Origin of the sequence: Aeromonas sp. 2692-1 (assembly GCF_013085505.1) — a bacterium.
GTDB classification, from domain to species: domain Bacteria; phylum Pseudomonadota; class Gammaproteobacteria; order Enterobacterales; family Aeromonadaceae; genus Aeromonas; species Aeromonas hydrophila.
The window spans coordinates 1340151-1359989 of sequence record NZ_CP038513.1; the positions used below are offsets into that span (position 1 = coordinate 1340151).

The window sequence follows — 19839 nt, forward strand, 5'->3', positions numbered from 1 at the left end:
GGTACAGGAACGCACGATGTTGATAGATTTTTCCAAGATGCACGGGCTGGGGAACGACTTCATGGTGGTGGATGGCGTCACCCAGAAGGTGTTTTTCAGCAATGAGGTCATCAAGAAGCTGGCGGATCGCCACTTCGGCATCGGCTTCGACCAGCTGCTGCTGGTGGAGCCGCCCTATGATCCCGAGCTCGACTTCCACTACCGCATCTTCAATGCCGATGGCAGCGAGGTGGAGCAGTGCGGCAACGGTGCCCGCTGTTTCGCCCGCTTCGTGCGCCTCAAGGGGCTGATCAACCGGGATCGCATCGCGGTGAGCACGGCGCGCGGCCGCATCGTGCTGCAGCTGGAAGGGGAGAACCAGGTCACGGTCAACATGGGGGTGCCCCAGTTCGAGCCGGGCAAGATCCCGTTCAGGGCCCAGAAGGCGGAAAAAACCTACCTGCTGCGGGCTCAGGAGCATACTGTGATGTGCGGGGCCGTCTCCATGGGCAATCCTCACTGCGTCATCGAGGTGCCCTCGGTGGCCGATGCACCGGTGGCGACCCTGGGTCCCATCATGGAGCGACACGAGCGCTTTCCCGAGCGGGTCAACGTCGGCTTCATGGAGATGGTGAACGCCAGCGAGATCAAGCTGCGGGTGTTCGAACGCGGGGTGGGCGAGACCCTGGCCTGCGGCACCGGCGCCTGCGCGGCCGTGGTGGTGGGCATCAGCCAGGGCAAGCTCAAGGAGCGGGTCACCGTCACCCTGCCGGGCGGCAAGCTGACCATCGCCTGGAAGGGGCCGGGTCAGCCGGTCTACATGACCGGGCCGGCCGAGCACGTATTTGACGGTCAGATAGAGTTATAGGCACGGGCGGGGAGGCCCCCGCTCAGCCAAGCACTAATGTCGGGGCCTTGTGCCCCTTTTTCGGATGGACCAACCAAGTTATGAGCGAACTCAAACGGCAGGAACCACTGGTGGATGAAGCCACAGTGCTGGAGTACCTGGCCCGTTATCCCGAGTTTTTCCAGCGCCACGCGGCCATGCTGGACCGGATCCGCATTCCCCACGAACGCAAGGGCACCGTCTCCCTGGTGGAGCGCCAGCTGGACAGACAGCGCGAGCGCATCGAGCAGCTGGAGCAGGAGATCACCGAGCTGATGGGGATCGCCAGCGAGAACGAGCGGATCTTCCGGGTCTATGCCGATCTCTACGGCGAGCTGTACGGCTGTCAGAGCCTGTTCGAGGTGAGTGCCGTGATGGGCAAGGCGTTCGTGCAGCGGCTGCGGCTGACCGGCCTGCGGCTCTGGCTCAGCCCAAAAAAATTCCAGTTGAGCGGCCCCGAGCAGAAGTTCATGGCGGAGGGCCGACAGCTCGAGCAGCTGCTGGGCCAGCGCCTGCCGGGTCAGGATTACTACTTCGGCCGGCTCAATCAGAGCGAGAAGCAGGCGCTGTTCGGTCACGACGTGCTGGTCAACTCGGTGGCGCTGATGCGACTCGGCGATCTCGGCGTGCTGGCCTTCGCCAGCTCGGACCCGAGCCACTTTACCCCCCACAACGACACCCTGCTGCTGGGCCAGCTTGGCCGCCTGCTGCAGCTGCGTCTGCCCGAGCTGGCGCGTGGCTAAGACGCCGGCCAGATCCTCCGCCAAGGCGCCACCAGCCGCCGAGCCCCTGCCGGCCGCGCTGGCCGACGAGTTGGCGGCCTTCATCGAATACCTGCGGGTCGAGCGCCAGCTCAGTCCGCATACCCGCAGCAACTACCAGGCCCATCTGGAAGCCATGACCGCCGAGCTGGTGAAGCTCGGGGTCGACGACTGGGTCCGGCTCGAGGCGAGTCAGGTGCGCAGTCTGGTGACCCGGATGCACAAGGGGGGGCTGGCGCCCCGTTCGCTGGCCACCAAGGTCTCCGCCCTGCGCAGTTTCTGCGACTGGCAGGTGCGCCAGGGCCGACTGGTGGCCAATCCGGCGCGCGGCATCGTCACCCCCAAGCAGGGGCGGCCGCTGCCCAAGAACCTGGATGTGGACGAGATGTACCAGCTGCTCAACATCACCGACGAGCAGGATCCACTGGCGGTGCGGGATCGCGCCATCATGGAGCTGATGTACTCTTCCGGCCTGCGACTCGCCGAGCTGGTGGGGCTCAATCTGGCGGACGTGAAGCTCGACGAGCGCCAGCTCAGGGTGACCGGCAAGGGCTCGCGGGAGCGGGTGCTGCCGGTGGGGCGGATGGCGGTGGAGTGGCTGCACAAATGGCTCAAGCTGCGCCCCCTGCTGGCCGGTGATGAGCTGGAGGCGCTGTTCGTCTCCAAGCGCAAGCAGCGGTTGTCAGCCCGCTCGGTGCAGGAGCGGCTCGACGGCTGGGGCAACAAGCAGGCGCTCAACGCCCACGTCCATCCCCACAAACTGCGCCACAGTTTCGCCACCCACATGCTGGAGTCCTCCGGCGATCTGCGGGCGGTGCAAGAGCTGCTGGGTCACGCCGATCTCTCCACCACCCAGATCTACACCCACCTCGACTTCCAGCATCTGGCCAAGGTGTATGACAGTGCCCACCCGCGGGCGAAGCGGGATCCCGCTACTCCGGACGACGAATGAAGAGGGGCCGGGCACGCCCGGACTCGACAAGAGGAGATACCATGCAGTTCTATCGCCGCTGGCAGCCGGTGGCCGCCATCTCGTTTGACCTCGACGATACCCTCTATGACAACGGCCCGGCCATCGAACGGGCCGAGCAGTGGATGCTGAGCCACCTGCGCAGCGAATACCTGGCCACCGCCATGCTGGACAAGCCGCGCTGGCAGGCGCTCAAGCACAACCTGCTGCTGGAACAGCCGGCACTGCGCCACGACGTCAGTCTGGCGCGCCAGCACGGCATTCAGGCCGCGCTGATGGCGGGAGGCATGGCGCAAGGGTTGGCAGAACGTGAGGCTGCGTCGGTGTTCGCCGGTTTTCTGGCCGAGCGCTCGAAGATCGAGGTGAGCGACCAGACCCACACCCTGCTGGCCCGGCTGGCCGAGCGCTACCCGCTGGTGGTCATCACCAACGGCAATCTGGATCTGACCCGGGCTGGTCTAGCGGATTACTTCACCCTGGTCTGCAAGGCTGGCCTCGGCAGCAGGATGAAGCCGGCAGCGGACATGTTCGTAGAGGCGCAGAGGGCTCTCAAGCTGGCGCCCGGCCAGATCCTGCACGTGGGGGATCATCCTGAGACGGATGTGCTGGGAGCCCGGCTGCACGGCTTCAAGGCCGCCTGGCTCAACGAGCGCGGTCAGCCCTGGCGACAGCTGCAACTGCTGCCGGACGTGGAGCTGACGGCGCTGGGCGAGCTGGCCGAACTGCTGCTCTGATCAGACCCCAACACCCGCCGGTTCGCAGCCGACATGCATCTCATATCGGCCTATGATGCGCCGCAGGCAGCAGCCATTGTTGGGTCATGCCGGAGCTGTCACTCGTTGCGGCAGATCAGCCCGCGCAAATCGTAAGGCTCGGGCTGGTTGATCCGGCAGTAGCTGATGCCGGCGGGCAGCGCCTGCTGCAGGGTGATGGCGGTCTCCCGATAGTGGCAGACCAGATAGAAGGGGCGGGGGTTGCGGCGATCCAGGCTCCAGTAGTGCAGCGCGTCGCTGTCGCCGTTGTCCGGCTTGAGCTGGGCTCGCTCATCGGGGTCGCCGTCGAACAGGGCCAGGTTGTCCAACCGGTGGCTGAGGGGCTGGTGTTGTTCCCCTTGATCGTTGCGGGTGACGGCCTGCCACCCCGGGCTGGCCCCCAGCTGCTGCTGGCGGGTTTCAATGGTCGCGGGGCAGTCAAATTGCAGGGTGGCGCTCAGGGCCAGTGCGGTCAACAGCATGAAATGCATCTCTGGTAGAAAGCCTGAGCCGCCATGCTACGTCATCGACCGCCAAACAGCGCCATCAGTTTGTCCAGCAGATCCCGTGGCGGGGTGATCTGCTTCATGGCTTCCGCCTCCCGCGCCAGCAGCTCCTGCTGCTCCTGCTGACGGGCGCTCAGCACCTTGTAGAGCGGCTCGAGCAGGGAGCCGCGCTGGGCCACCAGCTCCTGGAACATGGCCTGATTGATGCGATAGGTTTCGACGGTCCCCAGGGCCCGCACCGTGAACGGGCTGGGCTCGCCGGTGAGCAGGCTCAGCTCGCCGAAGAAGTCGCCGGCATTGAGGGTACCGAGCGGCAGCTCGCGCCCTTCCACCTCCACCAGCATCTGGGCATCCCCCTTCACCAGCACGAACAGCCAGCCGGAGACCTCCCCCTGGCTCAGCATCCGATCGCCGTTGACGAAGGGGGCGAACTTGACCTGATCCGCCAGTCGCAGCAGCTCCTCCTCCTGCAACATGGCGAACAGCGGCAGGCGGCGCAGGGTGTCGGTGCGCTCGGCAGTATGCCGCTTGTGGCGCTGATCCTTGTGATCCTGATCCGTGGTCATGAAGACGTTGAAGATGGGGGGGTGAGGCGCCGGTCGTTGCGGCGCAGGGCGGCATCGATCAGGGTGCGCACCGCCGAGTCGGTGGGATCGTCCACCGCCAGATCGGTGAGCCAGTAGCGCACCGCGTAGCGGGCGATGCCGTTTTCCACGTTCATCAGCAGGCAGTCAGGCTGCGGGCTGGCGGAGACGTGGCGGATGCGGGTCTCCCGCAGGGACTGTTCCACCAGGGCGATGATCTGGGTCGGCAAGGTATCCAGGGTGATGTCGAACCAGACCCAGCGGCGCCACTGCAGGGGGGCGTTCTGCCGCCGTCCGAGCACGGTGAAGCGCTGCTTGAGCAGGTGGCTGTTGGGGATCACCACGGTCTCCCAGTTGCGGGTCTCGATGGTGGTGGCGCGCCAGTTGATCTCCACCACCCGGCCCTGGGTGGTCTCCACCTGCAGCCAGTCACCGATGGCGATGGAGTTGTCGAGCTGGATCGAGACACCGGCCAGCAGGTTGCCCAGGGTGTCCTGCATGGAGAAGGCGATGACGGCGGTGATGACGGCGGAGGTGGTGACGATCTCGCCGAGGGCCATGCCGGAGGCGTAGAGGCGGAACAGGCACCAGCCGATGTAGCCGACCGTGATGACGATGTCGGCGATGATGCGCGGGATGCGGATCTGGCACAGGGGCAGCAGAAACTGGAACAGCAGGATCCCCCAGATCTTCACCAGCACCAGCCCGGCCAGCAGGCTGGAGATCTCCACCAGCCAGTGGTGGGGCAGTGGCAGACGAAACCAGCCCCCCTCGAACTGGATCAGCAGGATCACCACCAGGCTTATCATCACGAAGCCGAGCTCGCTCACCAGCTCCCGCCGACGGCCGGGGCTGCGCAGGAAATGGGTGAAGAGCAAGAACAGGGTCAACAGGGTCCAGAATGGGTGTTCGCCAATCCACAGCAGGGTAGGTAGCGCAACGAGGTTATCGCTAAACATAGCAGCCCCTTATCATTGGTTATTTCCAGCATAGTTGGTTTCAACCCGCTAAATGGGTGCGGGGCGGGGGCAATTTATTTATGCTGGGCGCCGGTCTGACGAGGGAGTGGTACGAGTGCGCACGCTGAACAAGATGGTCTGGATTGCCGGGGCCTGGCTGCTGACGGGCTGTGATCAGCTGGCCGACAAGTATCGGGTCGAGTTTCGTGATGGCTCCTGGCGCGAGATCGCCATCACCCCCTTCGCCGACGAGGCGCGCTGGCGCGAGGGCTGCGCCACCGGCGAGGTGCTGAGCGACATGATGCTGCCGCTCAAGCGCGGCAAGACGGTCAACGGCCGCGAGCAGCTGCTGATCGGCGGCGAGCTGTTCGAGCTGGACGACAGCGCCCTCTATCGCAGCAACGGCATGGTGTTTGGCCACACGCCGGATCACATCCAGCGCGGGCTGAAGGGACTGGAGGTATGCCGAACCCTGCGCCCGGATCGCGGTGCGCTGCCCAAGCTCAAGGCGCGCGGGTTCGGCGACTAGCCGGCGGCGTCAGAGGCCGCTCAGACGGGCCCGGCAGGCGTCGCCAAAGGCCTCGAAAATCTTGATGGAGTGAGGATTCTCGCTCGCCTTCCACTCCGGGTGCCACTGCACCGCCAGCAGGAAGGGGGAGAGGGCGGGGGCGTGGATCGCCTCGATCAGCCCGTCTTCAGCATGGGCCAGCGGCTCCAGCCCCTTGGCCAGCGTCTTGATCCCCTGGCCGTGCAGCGAGTTGACCGGAATGGACTGTTGTCCCATCAGCTCCGCCAGCCAGCTGCCCGGCACCAGTTCGACCTGATGGCTCTCGCCATACTGATCGTCGACCGGATCGTCAGCATCCTCCCGATGATCGTCATAACCCGGCTCGCTGTAGACCTTCTGGTGGATGTCTCCCCCCAGCGCCACGTTGATCTCCTGCATGCCGCGGCAGATCCCGAGGATCGGCAGGCCGCGATCGAGGGCGGCGCGCACCAGCGGGATATCGAACAGATCCCTGTCCCTGTCTTGCTGCTTCTCCGGGGTGAGGTTCTCCTGGCCGTAGAGGGCGGGATCTATGTTGGAGCCGGCGCCGCTCAGATAGACGCCATCCGCCAGATCCAGATATTGCGCCAGATCCTCGGTGCCACAACAGGTCGGCACCAGCAGCGGCACGCAACCGCTGATCTCCACCAGCGGCTTGATGTATTTGTGGGTCATCACCTGATAGGCGTGGCCATTGCGGGGCTGGGCGCCCGTGGTCATCAGTACGACGGGTTTACGCGGGGTGTGGGGGCTGCGAGTCATGATTCACCTTGGCTGTCCTTAGCGGTCCTGCGCCTTGGGCAGGCCCTTGCCGTCGTCAGCGGGGCAAGGGCATGCCTCAAGGCATGGTCGTGGGATCGGAGGTGCGTTGCACAGCCAGAATCGTCGGTCAGCCTGGGCAACGACAGCCTGGATCCTGATCCCAGTCTGCCAAGGCCGTTCAATATGTCAAACGAAATGATGCCGATATGTTAAATATATTCTGCGCTCGACTGGCTTGAGTCCCATTAAAAGGGGCCTGTAGCGGAGGAGGGGAGAGGGAAGGGCATTTTCGTGGTGGATATATTAAACATGCGGTGCTGGCGGCCGGATAGCAAAAGGGGCCCGCAGGCCCCTGGTCGTGTCAGGCGTTCAGGATGAAACGCTCGATCACCTGGGCGACCCCGTCTTCATCGTTGCGCCCCGTGGTGTGCTGGGCCAGCGCCTTGATGTCGTCGGTGGCATTGCCCATGGCCACCCCCAGCCCGGCGTACTCGATCATGTGGTGATCGTTGCCCGCATCCCCCACCGCGATGACCTGGGAGGCATCCAACCCCAGGTGCTCGGCCAGGGCGGCGACGCCGGTCCCCTTGTTGCTCTGCTTGTTCATGAACTCGAGGAAGTAGGGGGCGCTGCGCACCACGGTATAGCGCTGGTAGAGCTCGGCCGGCAGCTTGGCGATGGCAGGGGAGAGCAGCGGCTCGGGATCGATCATCATCACCTTGAGGATCTGCTCGTCGGCGGGCAGGGTGGCGAAGTCCAGCAGCTTGATGGGCATGTCGATGAGGCGGGATTCGTGCTCGGTGTAGGGGCTGACCCTGGGGCTGATGAGCCCCCGGCTGACCGAGAAGCCGTGCACGTTGACGCCCAGCTCGTCGGCCAGGGCGGCGATGGCGCTGGCATCGCTGCCGGTGAGCAGCTGGCTGCGGATGATGCGCTGATCGGCCACCTGCTGCACCAGGGCACCGTTGTAGCAGATGACGTAGTCATCCTGACCGGTGAGGCCGAGTTCCACCAGATAGCGGCTCATCCCCTCCAGCGGCCGGCCCGAGGCCAGCACGACGGTGACGCCCTTGGCGCGGGCGGCGGCGATGGCCGCGTGGGTGCGGGGGGAAATCTGGCCCTGGGAGTTCAACAGGGTGCCATCCATATCCAATGCGATCAGCTTGTACATCTCTCACTATCCTGCGGTCTGGCTGGCCCGCCCGATGGGGCCAATGGGAGGCCGAGTGTAGCGAAATTCGCCGCCCGGATCACGACTGACGGGTCACTCTTGCGTCACTTGTGGGGTTCGTAGGGGGTCAGCTGCAGCTGATCTTCACGGATGGCGAAGTGGATGGGGCCGTGCTCGATGTCGACCCGGTAGTGGTGGTGGGCCATCTCCACCTCGACCCCGGGGAAGGCGTGCTGGGTGGCGATGATGTCCATCTCCGCCATCAGCTTCTGCAGCTCCTCCTGGGCCGCTTCCAGCTGTTCATCCAGCAGCTTGCTCTCCTCGAGGCGCTGGGTCCGGATCAGCTTGATCTTCTGCAGAGTCTGGGGATTGCGCTTGTCGCTCGGCAGTTGCAGCAGCTTGAGCAGCAGGTCCTGCAGCTTGTCCAGCTGCTCCCGGCACTCCTGCTTGCGCTGGCGCAGCGCCTGCTCCTGCTCCTTGTGGGTGAAGTAGCCGCCGAGGATCTGCAGCCGGGTCTGGTTGTGGGCCGAGGCCCCCAGGATCGGCGCCATGATGAGGCGGTTGGCGATGCTGATGCCCCCCAGCAGGTGGCCCTTGCGCATGCCGCTGTCACCCACCTTGAGATCCTGGCCGCTGCGGCTGTAGCAGTGGCTGAGCTGGGTCAGGATGTGGATGTCACCGCCGGCCTCCAGCTTGGCGTACTGGGCGTAGCTGGCGTGGATCTCCCCCTGGGCGTTGAGGTGGCAGAGGAACTCGTCACTCTGTTCGCTCTTGCGCCCTATGATGCCGTTGCGCACCGTGATGGTGCCGCTCGATTCGATGTAGCCCCCCTCGACGAAGCCGCCGATCACCACGTCGCCGCTGGTCTTTATCTTCATGCCCGGGGTGACGTCGCCTGCCACGATCAGCGCCCCTTCGAAGATGACGTGGCCGTGGCGGATATCCACCTGCTTGACGCTCAGCACGTCGTCCACCTTCATGCCGTTCTTCTCCTGGCGCGGCAGGCCGGGGCGGCTGGCCAGCAGCAGATCGGGGTCATCCGGCGAAAGGAAGGTGCCCTCGCCGGCCACCATGGGGCTGTCCTTGCCATGTTTGGCGGGCAGTTCCTGACCGGTGACGGTGAAACCGGGCACCCCCTGGGTGGCGGGGTGGCGGCGCATCAGCTGGGCACCGGCCTTGACGGTGAGGATGGTGCCGAGGTCGCGCATGTCGACCCGGCCGTGGTCCAGCTCCTGAGGCTTGAGGATCCGTTCGGCTGGGGTCTCCACCAGCCGCTCGAAACGGGTGTCCTGGCCGTTGACGGCGGCCTTGCCCTGCGCCACCGGCAGCCTGAGCAGGGTGCCCGGCGTCGCCTCCTTGGCGGCCAGCACGGCGGCGGCGATGAGCGGCGCCTGCACCCCTGACTGATCTCGCTGCTCTGGATCGCCTGCTCCAGCTGTTCGCTGGTGAGGTATTTGCCGCCCCAGTCGGCGGTGATCTGGGCGGTGGCGCTCATCCGGTCCTTCTCCACCACCAGCAGGACGCTGGCATCGTGGCGCTGGGCGATGGGTACCGGGTTGCCGGGTAGGGGGGCGGTCGGGTTGCTCAGCAGGGTGTTGAGCAGGCTGATGGCCTGCTTGATCCCCTCCGTCAACGGTTGATAGCGGCGGCAGTTGGAGGCCAGCAGCAGCGTCTGGATATCGCTCTCCGAGATGGGGTTGGTCAGCCCGGGCACGATGCGCAGGCAGGCGTATTCCATATCGGCTGACAACAGTAACCACTCTTTGCTTAACACCCGGATCCCTTCCTTCGTCCGCATCCCAATTGGAACGGCTGCTTGTTTTCAGTTAATCGGCATTTTGTTAAAAATGCGAATCATCAACATGGTGCTGGTCTGCAGTATCCAGACATTTCTCCTTTTTGGTCAATGAGCTAAGCACAAATGGGTGAACTGGGACGAGGAAATGAAAAGTAACAGGGAGTATGCTGACGGCACCATGAACCCGTCTGCCAGCCGCTAGCGGCTGCCGTCCGGCGGGTGAAGGGAGTGCCCCCGGGCGGATCCGCCACCGTGAGAGGAGTGTCGACCTTGCGTCATTGTCTGCTGCCCCTGGCCCTGACGGGCCTGCTTAGCGCCTGCCAGCCACAGGCATCCACCACGGCCCTCGGCACCCTGGAACGAGACCGGGTGCTGCTGACCGCCACCGCCGGCGAGATCATCCGCGCCCTGCCGGTGGCGGAGGGCAGCCGGGTGGAGGAGGGTACCCTGCTGGCCCGGCTCGATGACCGGCGTCAGCAGGCGGTGCTGGCCCGTGCCAAGGCCCAACAGGCTCAGGCGCGGGCCGCCCTGGCCCGGCTGACCAATGGCGAGCGGCCGGAAGACATCGCCGCCGCCCGTGCCAGCCTCGACAAGGCGCAGGCCAACGTCAGGGAGAGCGAGCGCAACTTTGAGCGGATCGACCGGCTGGTACGCCGCAAGCTGGTGAGCCCGGCGGATCTCGACAAGGCCCGCGCCCAGCGCGACAGCGCCCTGGCTGAGCAGAACGGTGCCCGCCAGCAGCTCGACAAGCTGGCGCGCGGGGTGCGGCGCGAAGATATCGACGAAGCGCAGGCCGCCTTGCTGGCCGCCACTGCCGAGGTGGCGCTGGCCGAGCGGGAGCTGGCGGATCTCTCCATCGTCGCCACCCGCAGCGGCCGGCTCGACAGCCTGCCCTATCACCTCGGCGAGCGCGTCGCGGTCGGCGCCGTGCTGGCCGCCATCCAGGCGGACGAGGCGCCTTACGCCCGGGTCTATGTGCCCGAGCCCTCCCTCGCCGGTTACCGGGTCGGCCAGCCGGTGCGGGTGCAGGTGGACGGGGTGGCGGAGCCCTTCACCGGCCGGCTGCGCTGGATCTCGAAAGAGCCCGCCTTTACCCCTTACTACGCCCTCAACGAGCAGGACAGGGCCCGGCTGGTCTATCTGGCCGAGATCGATCTGCCGGCGGGGGCGCAGGATCTGCCGAGCGGCCTGCCGCTGCAGGCCGAACCCGCCGCGGGGGGAGAGGGCCATGAGTGAGCTGGCGATCCGGGCGCTGGGGGTGAGCCGCCGTTTCGGCGATTTTCTGGCGGTGGACGGGCTGGATCTCTGCGTGCCCAAGGGTCAGATCCACGGTTTTCTCGGCCCCAATGGCTGCGGCAAATCCACCACCCTGCGCATGCTGACCGGCCTGCTCACCCCCTCGGCGGGAGAGGTGGAGGTGCTGGGGCTACACATCCCACGCGAGGCCGAGACCCTGCGCCGGCGGATCGGCTACATGACCCAGAAGTTCTCCCTCTATGACGAGCTGACCGGCTGGGAGAACCTGGAATTCATGGGCCGGATCCACGGCATGGGGGGCGCCGCGCTGGCTGCCCGTCTGCACGAGCTGCTGTCCACCTATGAGCTGGCGCCGCTGGCCCGGCAGCGGGCCGGCGCCATGAGCGGCGGCCAGAAGCAGCGGCTGGCGCTGGCGGCGGCGGTGATCCACCGGCCGGCGCTGCTGCTGCTGGACGAACCCACCTCGGCGGTGGATCCGCAGAACCGGCGCGATTTCTGGGAGAAGCTGTTCGATCTGAGCGAAGGGGGCACCACCATACTGGTGACCACCCACTACATGGACGAGGCGGAGCGCTGCCATCAGCTCGCCATCATGGAGGCGGGCCGGGTAAGGGCCCAGGGGGCGCCGCAGGCGCTGATGGATGCCATGAGTACCCGGGTGGTGGAGGTGCTGGCTGCCGATCTGCGGCTGCTCAAACAGCAGCTGGTGCAGCTGGCGCCGGTGCGCTCCGCCGCCCAGCTCGGCCAGCGCTTGCGGGTGCTGGTGGACAAGGAGCTGGCGGAGCCGGTGGCCTGGCTGCAGCAGGCCTGCCCGGCGCTGGCCGGGGCCAGCCTGGCGCTGGTCAGACCCAGTCTGGAGGATGTGTTCGTCAGCTGCACCGGTCAGGATCCGAGGGCATGAACAGTCTGCGACGGCTCTGGGCCATTACCCAGAAAGAACTCAGGCAACTGGCACGGGACAGGCTCACGTTTGGGATGGTGGTGATGATCCCGCTGATCCAGCTGCTGCTGTTTGGCTACGCCATCAACACCGATGTGCGCCAGATCCCGGTGGGGTTGGTGGAGATGAGCCAGAGCGTGCCGGGCCGGCTGCTGGTGGAGGCGGTGAAGGCGAGCCAGGTGGTGCACATCAAGCAGCAATACGTCGGGGTGCAGCAGGCCGAGGCGGCGCTGACCCGGGGCGAGGTGCGCGCCGTGCTGGTGTTGCCCGCCGATCTGAGCCGCCGGCTCAGCGCCGGCGAGACGGCGGGGCAGTGGCTGGTTGATGGCTCGGACACCATGATTGCCGGAGCCCTGCTTGGCCTTCGCAACATGCCGCTCTCCGACCTGAAACCCGACCTCAAGACGGCCCCCCCCACCTTCGAGACCGTGCTCTACTTCAACCCGGCGCGCCGTTCGGCGGTCAACATAGTGCCCGGCCTGCTCGGGGTGATCCTCACCATGACCATGATCATGTTCACCTCGGCGGCCATCGTGCGCGAACGGGAGCGCGGCAATCTGGAGCTGCTCATCACCACCCCGGTCGGCTCGATGGAGCTGATGCTGGGCAAGATCCTGCCCTATATCGGGGTGGGGCTGATCCAGGTGGCCATCATCCTCGGGCTCGGTCACTTCATCTTCGACGTGCCCATCAACGGGGCCCTGAGCCAGGTGCTGCTGGCGACCCTGTTGTTTATCGCCGCCAGCCTGACCCTGGGGCTGCTCATCTCCACCCTGGCGCAGACCCAGCTGCAGGCGATGCAGATGACGGTGTTCATCCTGCTGCCCTCCATCCTGCTGTCGGGCTTCATGTTCCCCTACGAGGGGATGCCGCTGCCGGCCCAGTGGATTGCCGAGGTGCTGCCGGCCACCCACTTCATGCGGCTGATCCGGGGCATAGTGCTGCGCGGTGGCGAGCTGGCCGAGCTGCTGCCAGACGTGCTCTGGCTGGCGGGATTCACCCTGCTGGTGTTGACCCTGGCCGCCCATCGCTTCAAGAAGAGTCTGGATTGATGCCCCGCGAGGAGTGAGAACCTGGCTGCTGGTTGTCAGCGGCTGGCGGTGCGGGCCAGGGTGTGGTAGTCGCCGAGCACCGGCAGCCCCAGCAGCTGGCGGCGCAGCATGTCGAGGGCGGCGAAGGCGAGGATCCGGCGACCGCTGTCGGGATCCGGGTGGCTGACCTTGAGGGTCTGGCCGTGCAGTTGCCCGTCGACACAGAGCAGCAGCGGCACGCCGTCCGGGCCTGCGCGGCCTATGGTCAGGCTGAGGGGGGCCGCGGGCGCCGCCAGCTGCGCCAGCTCGTGGGCCAGGGCGTGGCTGAAGCTGGCCGTCAGGGCCGGATGCGGGTGGCACATGGCCAGCAGGGCGCCCCGGCTCTCCCCCTCCAGCAGCGTCAGCGGTCTATCCCCCAGCAGATCCAGGATCTGCTGCGCCGGCTCCTCATCGCCCCGTCCTACCAGCCAGGGCTCGACGGCCGCGAGCAGCCGCGCCTCGGCGGCGTCCATGTCCGCCGTGCTGGCGCCGTGGTCAATAAGCTTCAGCTCGATAAGCGGCATGGCGGAGCGGTAGCCGAGCTCGATGCTGGCGGGCCAGGGAGCGGCATCCAGCATGTCGCTGAGGGCCGACTCGGAGACGCCGAAGGTATAAAAGCGGCGCAGTTCGGTGTCGGTCTGCTCGCCGGCCAGCGCCTTGAGGCGCGGCATGATCTGCTCGCGCACCATCTGCTTGAATTCGAACGGCACACCCGGGGTGAAGAAGAGCCGGCTTGGGCCCTGATGGCCTGTGTGGGTGACCACAAAGCCGCAGGCGGTGCCGACCGGGTTGTCGAGGATCTCGCACCCCTGCGGCAGCCAGGCCTGCTTGGCGTTGCTGGCGGGCATGGACCTGCCCCGGCTGGCGTAGCGCGCTTCGATGGTGGCGAGCCAGTCGGGAAACAGGGTGAGCGGCTGGTCGAAGGCCTCGGCCGCCGCCTGGGCGGTGAGATCGTCGGCGGTGGGGCCGAGCCCGCCGCACACCAGCACCACCTCGGCGCGGCTGGCGCTCTCTGCCAGCACAGTTTTCAAGTCCTTGAGGTTGTCCCCCACGGTGACGCGGCGGCGCACCTGCCAGCCCTGCTCCAGCAGCAGGGCGCTGAGCCAGGCGGCGTTGGTGTCCACCACCAGACCCGTCACTATCTCGTCTCCGGTGCTGATGATTTCGATGCGCATGGCGGACTCCTCGGGGCTGACGGCTGGACTTGGGGGCGGCCACCGAGTGGCCGGGTCGATCAGGGCTTGGTGTGCTCGAAGTAGTAGCTGATGCGGGTACGCGGGTTGAGGTACTCAAACACCGCCGGTGGTAGCCGCTTCGGATGGATCACCTTGGCGATGGAGAGCTCGGCCTGCTGCAGGTCGATGATGGCCGCCTCCTGGCGCGGGATGCGCGGATCGTACACCAGCACCGAGGGGTAGAGCAGGCGGGAGGCGTTGACCGACATCACCAGCCCCACCTGGCCGTTGGAGAGCTGGACCACGCTGCCGGGCGGGTAGATCCCCATCAGCCGGATCAGCATGCTGAGATACTCGGGATTGAACTGGGCCTTGCGCTGCTTGTAGAGGCCGCTCAGGGCCGAGTAGGGTACCTTGGCCTGCATGTGGCAGAGGTTATCGTACTCGTTGATCAGCGACACAATCTGGGTGAGCGGATCGAGCTGCCCCTTCTTGAGCCCCTCCGGCCCGCTGCCATCCAGGTATTCGTGGTGGTGCAGCACTATGCCCTTCGCCTCGGCCGGGAAGTCCTTGGCCAGATTGAGCAGATCCAGCCCGTAGCGCGGGTGCTGGGCCATCAGGTTCTGCTCCGGCTTGGTGAGCGGCTCGGTCTTGCGCAGGATCTGGCTCGGGATCTTCAGCTTGCCGATGTCGTGGAACAGGGCCCCCATGCCGACCTGGCGGATCTCGTCGGCCGACATGTTGCACTCCTTGGCCAGCAGCATGCTGAGCACGCTGACGTTGAGGGAGTGGAAGTAGAGGTTGTTGCCGTCCTCGCTGTCGGAGACCAGGTGCAGCACCATCTCGTCCACCGACAGCAGTTGCTCGGTCATGGCGTTGATCAGCTCCTGCGCCTCGCCGATGGCGTTGAGGGGGCGGGACTGGATCTTGCTCATCACGTTGCGCACCTGGGCCAGCGACTGCTGGAACTGCTTCTCGCACTGCTGCAGATCGCGGCGATACTGCTGCAACTGCTCGATGCGGCGCTCCTTCTCCAACTGCATTTCGGCCTGACGCTGGGAGGTATCCGGCGCCTCTACCGGCTGGGCCTGGATCTGGTTCAGCGGCTTGGGCGGGGCGTCGCTCTTGTCGGGGATGATGGTCACGAGCTTGAGACCGAGCCGGCGAATGAGCTCGATCTCCTCTTCATTCTTGAGTTTGAAGCTGGAAAACAGGAAGGGGTGTTCGCGCCAGCCAAGTGGCAGAGAAACGTAATTGCCGACTTGCAGCCGGTCTACTGAAATCTTGATACCTGTCATTGTCTTGGATGCGAGAGACACACTGAGCCGTATGCTAGTCAAAGGTGGGGGTGAATACAAAAGGTATCTGATGACAGGGTGGGTGCTTTATTATAGGCTTCTGGATGTCCAGACATATTTACCGATGCAGTACAGGGAGTAAGCATGCCGATCAAGATCCCGGATCAGTTACCCGCCGCCGAAGTGCTGGGGCAGGAGAACATCTTCGTGATGACGGAATCCAGGGCCGTCACCCAGAACATCCGCCCGCTGCGGGTGTTGATCCTCAACCTGATGCCCAAGAAGATTGAAACCGAGATCCAGCTGATGCGGATGCTCTCCAACTCGCCGTTGCAGGTGGACGTGGATCTGCTGCGCATCGACGATCGGGAGTCGAAGAACACGCCCCAGGCGCACCTGGAGAACTTCTATCACGACTTCGAACAGGTGCGCGGCAACAACTACGACGGCATGATCATCACGGGGGCGCCGCTCGGGCTGGTGGAGTTCGAGGAGGTGGTCTACTGGCCGCGCATCGTCGAGATCATCGAGTGGTCCCATCAGCACGTGACTTCCACCCTGTTCCTCTGCTGGGCGGTACAGGCGGCGCTGAAAGCCCTGTACGGCATGGAGAAGCAGACCCACGGCGAGAAGCTGTCCGGGGTCTATCGCCACCACCGGCTCGACGAGCACGAGCCGCTGCTGCGCGGCTTCGACGACGAGTTCGTGGCGCCCCACTCCCGCTATGCGGCGTTCGACGGGGATCTCATCCGCGCCCACACCGATCTGCAGATCTTTGCCGAATCGGCAGAGGCCGGCGTCTATCTGGCGGCCACCAAGGATTGTCGTCAGGTGTTTGTCACCGGTCACCCGGAATACGATGCGCTGACCCTGGATGGCGAATACCAGCGGGATCTGGCGGCCGGGCTTGCGCCCGTCATTCCGGTCAACTACTACCCGGACAACGACCCGACCCGGACCCCGCGCGCCAGCTGGCGCAGCCACGGCCACCTGCTGTTTTCCAACTGGCTCAACTACTACGTCTATCAGCTCACCAGCTATCGCGTCGAGGATATCGGCAAGGTGTTTACCTATCAGCAGAACTCGCCGTCGAGGTAGGGACTGGCTCAGTCGCCCTCGGCCAGCCGCGCCGCCAGCCCGTCGAGCCATTGGCGGTGGCAGGCCAGGGTGAAGGCCTTGGGCCGATGGGCCCGAATGGCGGTCATCGCCTCCTGCTGGGGCTGGCCCAAACTCATCAGCAGGGCCGCCGCCACCAGCCCGGTGCGGCCGCTGCCGCCCTTGCAGTGGATGACCAGGTGCTTGCCGTCCCGCAGCAGTCCGATGAGATCTGGCAGAGCCTGCCGCCAGGCGGCCTCGAAGGCGGCATCGGGAGCCTGATCGTCCTCGATGGGCAGCTGGAACCAGCGCATGCCGGCGGCCTCGATCTGCTGGCCAAGCCTGCCCAGTTCAAGCCGGGCCAGTTCGGCGTCGGTCATCAGGGTCAGCACGCCGTGCGCCCCGGCCAGCTTGAGCTGGCCCAGCGCGAGCGGCAGCGCCACCTGCTGGGTGCCAGGGCAGGGGGTCAGCAGCAACTGGCCATCGACGCGGGGGACTTCCTGGCTCCAGAAGGGGTGAGACGGGTGCATAAAGATCCTTATGACGCCAGCAACGGCGAGGCAATCCGGGCCTGACCCGGTTTTTGAGTGCGCCAAAGCATAGGGGGCGCGGCCCCGATGTCAATCTGCGTTGTGTTCGGCCCGGTTTACGGGCAGAGTCTAAAAAATTGAGCGGTTCAAGGAGTAAAGATGAGAAACCTGGATCAACTGGATTTGGATATCCTGGCCCATCTGTTTCGCGATGCGGGCATGACCAACAAGGATCTGGCCGCGCTGGTCGGGGTGGCACCGTCCACCTGTCTGGAACGGGTACGCAAGCTGCAGCAGGACGGGGTGCTCAAGGGCGCCCACTGCGAGGTGGATTACCAGGCCCTCGGCGGTCATATCCAGGCCATGGTGTCGCTGCAGCTGGCCCGCCACAGCCGCCAGATCATCGATGCGTTTCGCGACGCCATCCTGGCCCTGCCCGAGGTGATCAGCCTGTTCCACATGGGCGGCAAGGATGACTTCCTGGTGCATTTGTGCGTCGCCGACACCGAGCACCTGCGCAACTTCGTGTTCGATCACTTCACCTCCCGCGAAGAGGTGGTGCACCTGGAGACCTCGCTGGTGTTCGAGCACAAGTTCAGCCGCTCGCTGCCCTGCTTCCTCAACACCTGACGCCCCGCCAGCCTCCTACAAAAAACCCGCCAATCGGCGGGTTTTGTTTTATTGCGCTCAGTTCAGCACGGTGCGGGTATCCTGCGCCGTCCGGTAGAGCCCCTGCTGGTAGGCGAGGCTGCCCCACAGCGCCAGGCCGAGGGCCGCATCCTTCATGGTGGCCGGCTGCGGCGCCGGGGTGAGCGTCTCTGTCGCATCCTCATAGATGAAGCCTTCCGGCGCCCGCTCCGGCTGCAGGATCACTACGTCCTTGCCGCGCATCAGGGCGAAGTTCTTGTCGTACTGCATGATGGCGCGCCCCGGCCAGTCGGCGGGCATGCGGGTCAGATCCTTGCCGAGCATGGGGTAGTCGGCGCTGATCCCCATCAGGGAGAGCAGGGTCGGCGCCATGTCGATCTGGCTGACGATGCGCGGATCCTGTCTCGGCGCTATGCCGTCACCCACTATGACTCCCGGAATGTGGAAGCGGGGGATGGGCACCAGGCTGGCGCCGCTGACCCGGCTGTCGTGATCGGCAATGACCAGGAACAGGGTGTCCTTCCAGTAGTCCGACTGCTTCGCCTTCTTGAAGAACTCGCCGATGGCGTAGTCCGCGTACTTGGCGGCGTTGTTGCGGGTCTGCTTGGGCTGCTCGTAGAGGGCGATGCGATCGTCGGGAAACTCGAACGGATCGTGGTTGCTCGAGCTGAACACCAGGCTGAAGAAGGGTTTGCCCTGCTTGCTGAGTGCCTGGAAGGTCTCGTCGGCCTTGGTCATCAAGTCTTCGTCAGAGGCGCCCCAGGAGCCTTCGAACACCGGGTTCTTGAAGTCCTTCTGCTCGACGATGGTGGTGAAGCCGTTGCCGAGGAAGAAGCTGCGCATGTTGTCGAAGTGGCTCTCGCCGCCGTAGATGAAGCTGGTGTCGTAGCCCCGCTGCTTGAGCAGATCGGCGATGGTGAAGAAGTTGGTCTGGCTCTTGCCGAGCTTGACCACGGCCTGGGCCGGGGTCGGCGTGAAGCCGGTCAGCACCGCCTCGATGCCGCGTACCGAACGGGTGCCGGTGGCGTAGAGCTGCTCGAACGCCCAACCCTCTTTCGACAAGGCATCGATGTTGGGGGTGAGCGGCAGGCCGCCGAGGGAGCCGACGAACTGGGCACCCAGGCTCTCCTGCAGCAGGATCACCAGGTTCTTCGGCTTGCCGCCGTAGCTGGCCTCGTTGAAGGTCTGGCTGGGCAGGGTGTCGGAGCTGAATTCGTGGGATTCGCGCCCGCTCTCCTGGCGAACCAGATCCAGAATGCGCTGACGGGGCAGCTCGCCGTAGAACTGGCTGGCATCCTCCTCGGCCCGCATCTGCTTGATGGCGAAGAACAGGGAGTAGGAGGAGTTGACGGTCAGCGTATTGACCAGCGGATCGCTGGCAAACGCCACCATGGCCGGGTTGAGGGCGCGGTGACCCAGGCTGGAGCGGGCACCGAGAAAACCGATGGCCAGGATCAGCAGGGCGAAGGCGGGCCGCCAGTACCAGCGCGGGAAGCTGATGCCGCGCAGCAAGCGGCCGCTCAGCCACCAGCCGCCCGCCAGCACGGCGCCGCTGAACAGCAGTGCCAGCAGCAGCTCGCCCTTGCGGCCGGCCCACAGCATGGCGAACACCTCTTTGGGATAGATGAGGTATTCGATGTAGAGGCGGTTGGGTCGCACCCCGTACTCGGTCACGAAGGAGGGGGTGGAGATCTCCAGGAAGAGCAGCAGCCAGAGCCCCAGGGTCAGCCAGACCCGAATGAGCTGCAGCCAGGCACGGCCCACGGCATGGGGGCCGGCCAGCAGCAGGGTGAACACGGCGGGCACGCCCCACAGCCAGCAGAGGGTGGCGAAGTCGACCCGCAGCCCCTGCAGCAGCATCTCCTGCCAGCCGGCGACGGCGTCGACCCGCTCCAGCTGCCAGAGGCCGAGCGCGAGCCGGCTGATGGAGAGAGAGACTAGCGCGATCAATGAAAAAACGGCGATGGGCCAAAACGGTCCCAGCCATCGTCTGATAGTGGTCATTGTTGTTCCTACAAGCCTGTTTGCACCCGTCCACGGGCGCATTGTTTTTATATTGCAGGGTTATGACAGCGGTCCCGGGGAAAGGTTGCGTGTAGGTGCTGTTTAAAAGGATGTTTTGGCACGATTTATGATTTTTATGTGAGGGCA

At 65.3% G+C, this 19839-nt stretch carries 17 protein-coding genes and 2 pseudogenes; 10 read left to right on the forward strand and 9 right to left on the reverse strand.

Annotated elements, in window-relative coordinates:
• Positions 1-16: 16 nt before the first annotated feature.
• The 4 genes from dapF to E5E97_RS06590 all read left to right on the forward strand — a co-directional run bounded on the left by dapF (position 17) and on the right by E5E97_RS06590 (position 3330).
• Positions 17-847 carry a diaminopimelate epimerase gene (dapF, locus tag E5E97_RS06575; protein WP_011704447.1) on the forward strand — a complete coding sequence of 277 codons (831 nt, stop codon included), beginning with the start codon at positions 17-19 and terminating at the stop codon, positions 845-847.
• Positions 848-927: 80 nt separating this feature from the next.
• Positions 928-1608 carry a DUF484 family protein gene (locus E5E97_RS06580; protein ID WP_016349251.1) on the forward strand — a complete coding sequence of 227 codons (681 nt, stop codon included), beginning with the start codon at positions 928-930 and terminating at the stop codon, positions 1606-1608.
• Complete coding sequence (gene xerC / locus E5E97_RS06585; RefSeq protein WP_118882028.1) at positions 1601-2578, forward strand: tyrosine recombinase XerC; 978 nt, start codon at positions 1601-1603, stop codon at positions 2576-2578. Before E5E97_RS06580 ends, xerC begins: the two co-directional genes overlap by 8 nt.
• A gap of 41 nt (positions 2579-2619) precedes the next feature.
• Entirely contained in the window at positions 2620-3330 is a 711-nt protein-coding gene (locus E5E97_RS06590; RefSeq protein ID WP_171280009.1) for an HAD-IA family hydrolase, read from the forward strand.
• A gap of 98 nt (positions 3331-3428) precedes the next feature.
• Here E5E97_RS06590 and E5E97_RS06595 read toward each other — a convergent pair whose 3' ends face one another.
• On the reverse strand, positions 3429-3830 hold the full coding sequence (locus E5E97_RS06595; protein ID WP_171280010.1) for an STY0301 family protein: 402 nt from the start codon (positions 3828-3830) through the stop codon (positions 3429-3431).
• Between the two features lie 41 nt (positions 3831-3871).
• Positions 3872-5397: pseudogene (locus E5E97_RS06600) on the reverse strand (mechanosensitive ion channel domain-containing protein).
• 115 nt (positions 5398-5512) lie between these two features.
• Here E5E97_RS06600 and E5E97_RS06605 point away from each other — a divergent pair.
• On the forward strand, positions 5513-5926 hold the full coding sequence (locus E5E97_RS06605) for a hypothetical protein (RefSeq protein ID WP_011704453.1): 414 nt from the start codon (positions 5513-5515) through the stop codon (positions 5924-5926).
• A 9-nt stretch (positions 5927-5935) separates the two neighbouring features.
• Here the strand turns inward: E5E97_RS06605 and E5E97_RS06610 are convergent, their stop codons facing one another.
• The 3 genes and pseudogenes from E5E97_RS06610 to E5E97_RS06620 form a co-directional block, all read right to left on the reverse strand.
• On the reverse strand, positions 5936-6706 hold the full coding sequence (locus E5E97_RS06610) for a gamma-glutamyl-gamma-aminobutyrate hydrolase family protein (RefSeq protein ID WP_171280011.1): 771 nt from the start codon (positions 6704-6706) through the stop codon (positions 5936-5938).
• 361 nt (positions 6707-7067) lie between these two features.
• On the reverse strand, positions 7068-7877 hold the full coding sequence (yidA, locus tag E5E97_RS06615) for a sugar-phosphatase (RefSeq protein ID WP_011704455.1): 810 nt from the start codon (positions 7875-7877) through the stop codon (positions 7068-7070).
• A 104-nt stretch (positions 7878-7981) separates the two neighbouring features.
• Positions 7982-9651, reverse strand: a pseudogene (locus E5E97_RS06620) (DUF342 domain-containing protein).
• Between the two features lie 285 nt (positions 9652-9936).
• Between E5E97_RS06620 and E5E97_RS06625 the strand changes: the two are divergent.
• The 3 genes from E5E97_RS06625 to E5E97_RS06635 are packed head-to-tail and all read left to right on the forward strand — an operon-like array spanning position 9937 to position 12924.
• Positions 9937-10911, forward strand: a complete 975-nt coding sequence (locus tag E5E97_RS06625; protein WP_118882021.1) for an HlyD family secretion protein — start codon at positions 9937-9939, stop codon at positions 10909-10911.
• A complete protein-coding gene (locus E5E97_RS06630; RefSeq protein WP_118882020.1) occupies positions 10904-11833 on the forward strand; it encodes an ABC transporter ATP-binding protein in 930 nt (309 codons plus the stop codon). Before E5E97_RS06625 ends, E5E97_RS06630 begins: the two co-directional genes overlap by 8 nt.
• Positions 11830-12924: an ABC transporter permease gene (locus E5E97_RS06635; protein ID WP_043167247.1), complete on the forward strand. Its 1095-nt coding sequence runs from the start codon at positions 11830-11832 to the stop codon at positions 12922-12924. The genes E5E97_RS06630 and E5E97_RS06635 overlap by 4 nt, the downstream gene beginning before the upstream one ends.
• A gap of 35 nt (positions 12925-12959) precedes the next feature.
• Here E5E97_RS06635 and E5E97_RS06640 read toward each other — a convergent pair whose 3' ends face one another.
• Both E5E97_RS06640 and E5E97_RS06645 read right to left on the reverse strand, forming a co-directional pair.
• A complete protein-coding gene (locus E5E97_RS06640; protein WP_118882019.1) occupies positions 12960-14117 on the reverse strand; it encodes a CinA family nicotinamide mononucleotide deamidase-related protein in 1158 nt (385 codons plus the stop codon).
• A 59-nt stretch (positions 14118-14176) separates the two neighbouring features.
• A complete protein-coding gene (locus tag E5E97_RS06645; RefSeq protein WP_016349264.1) occupies positions 14177-15415 on the reverse strand; it encodes a DUF3391 domain-containing protein in 1239 nt (412 codons plus the stop codon).
• A 144-nt stretch (positions 15416-15559) separates the two neighbouring features.
• Between E5E97_RS06645 and metA the strand changes: the two genes are divergently transcribed.
• Positions 15560-16513, forward strand: coding sequence for a homoserine O-succinyltransferase (gene metA, locus E5E97_RS06650; protein ID WP_017408885.1), 954 nt, complete (start codon positions 15560-15562; stop codon positions 16511-16513).
• A gap of 8 nt (positions 16514-16521) precedes the next feature.
• Here the strand turns inward: metA and E5E97_RS06655 are convergent, their stop codons facing one another.
• Complete coding sequence (locus E5E97_RS06655) at positions 16522-17040, reverse strand: cyclin-dependent kinase inhibitor 3 family protein (RefSeq protein WP_162902046.1); 519 nt, start codon at positions 17038-17040, stop codon at positions 16522-16524.
• 159 nt (positions 17041-17199) lie between these two features.
• On the opposite strand from E5E97_RS06655, the gene E5E97_RS06660 reads away from it, so the two are divergent.
• A complete protein-coding gene (locus E5E97_RS06660) occupies positions 17200-17670 on the forward strand; it encodes an Lrp/AsnC family transcriptional regulator (RefSeq protein ID WP_011704464.1) in 471 nt (156 codons plus the stop codon).
• A gap of 57 nt (positions 17671-17727) precedes the next feature.
• Here E5E97_RS06660 and E5E97_RS06665 read toward each other — a convergent pair whose 3' ends face one another.
• Complete coding sequence (locus E5E97_RS06665; protein WP_118882017.1) at positions 17728-19692, reverse strand: LTA synthase family protein; 1965 nt, start codon at positions 19690-19692, stop codon at positions 17728-17730.
• Positions 19693-19839: the final 147 nt, after the last annotated feature.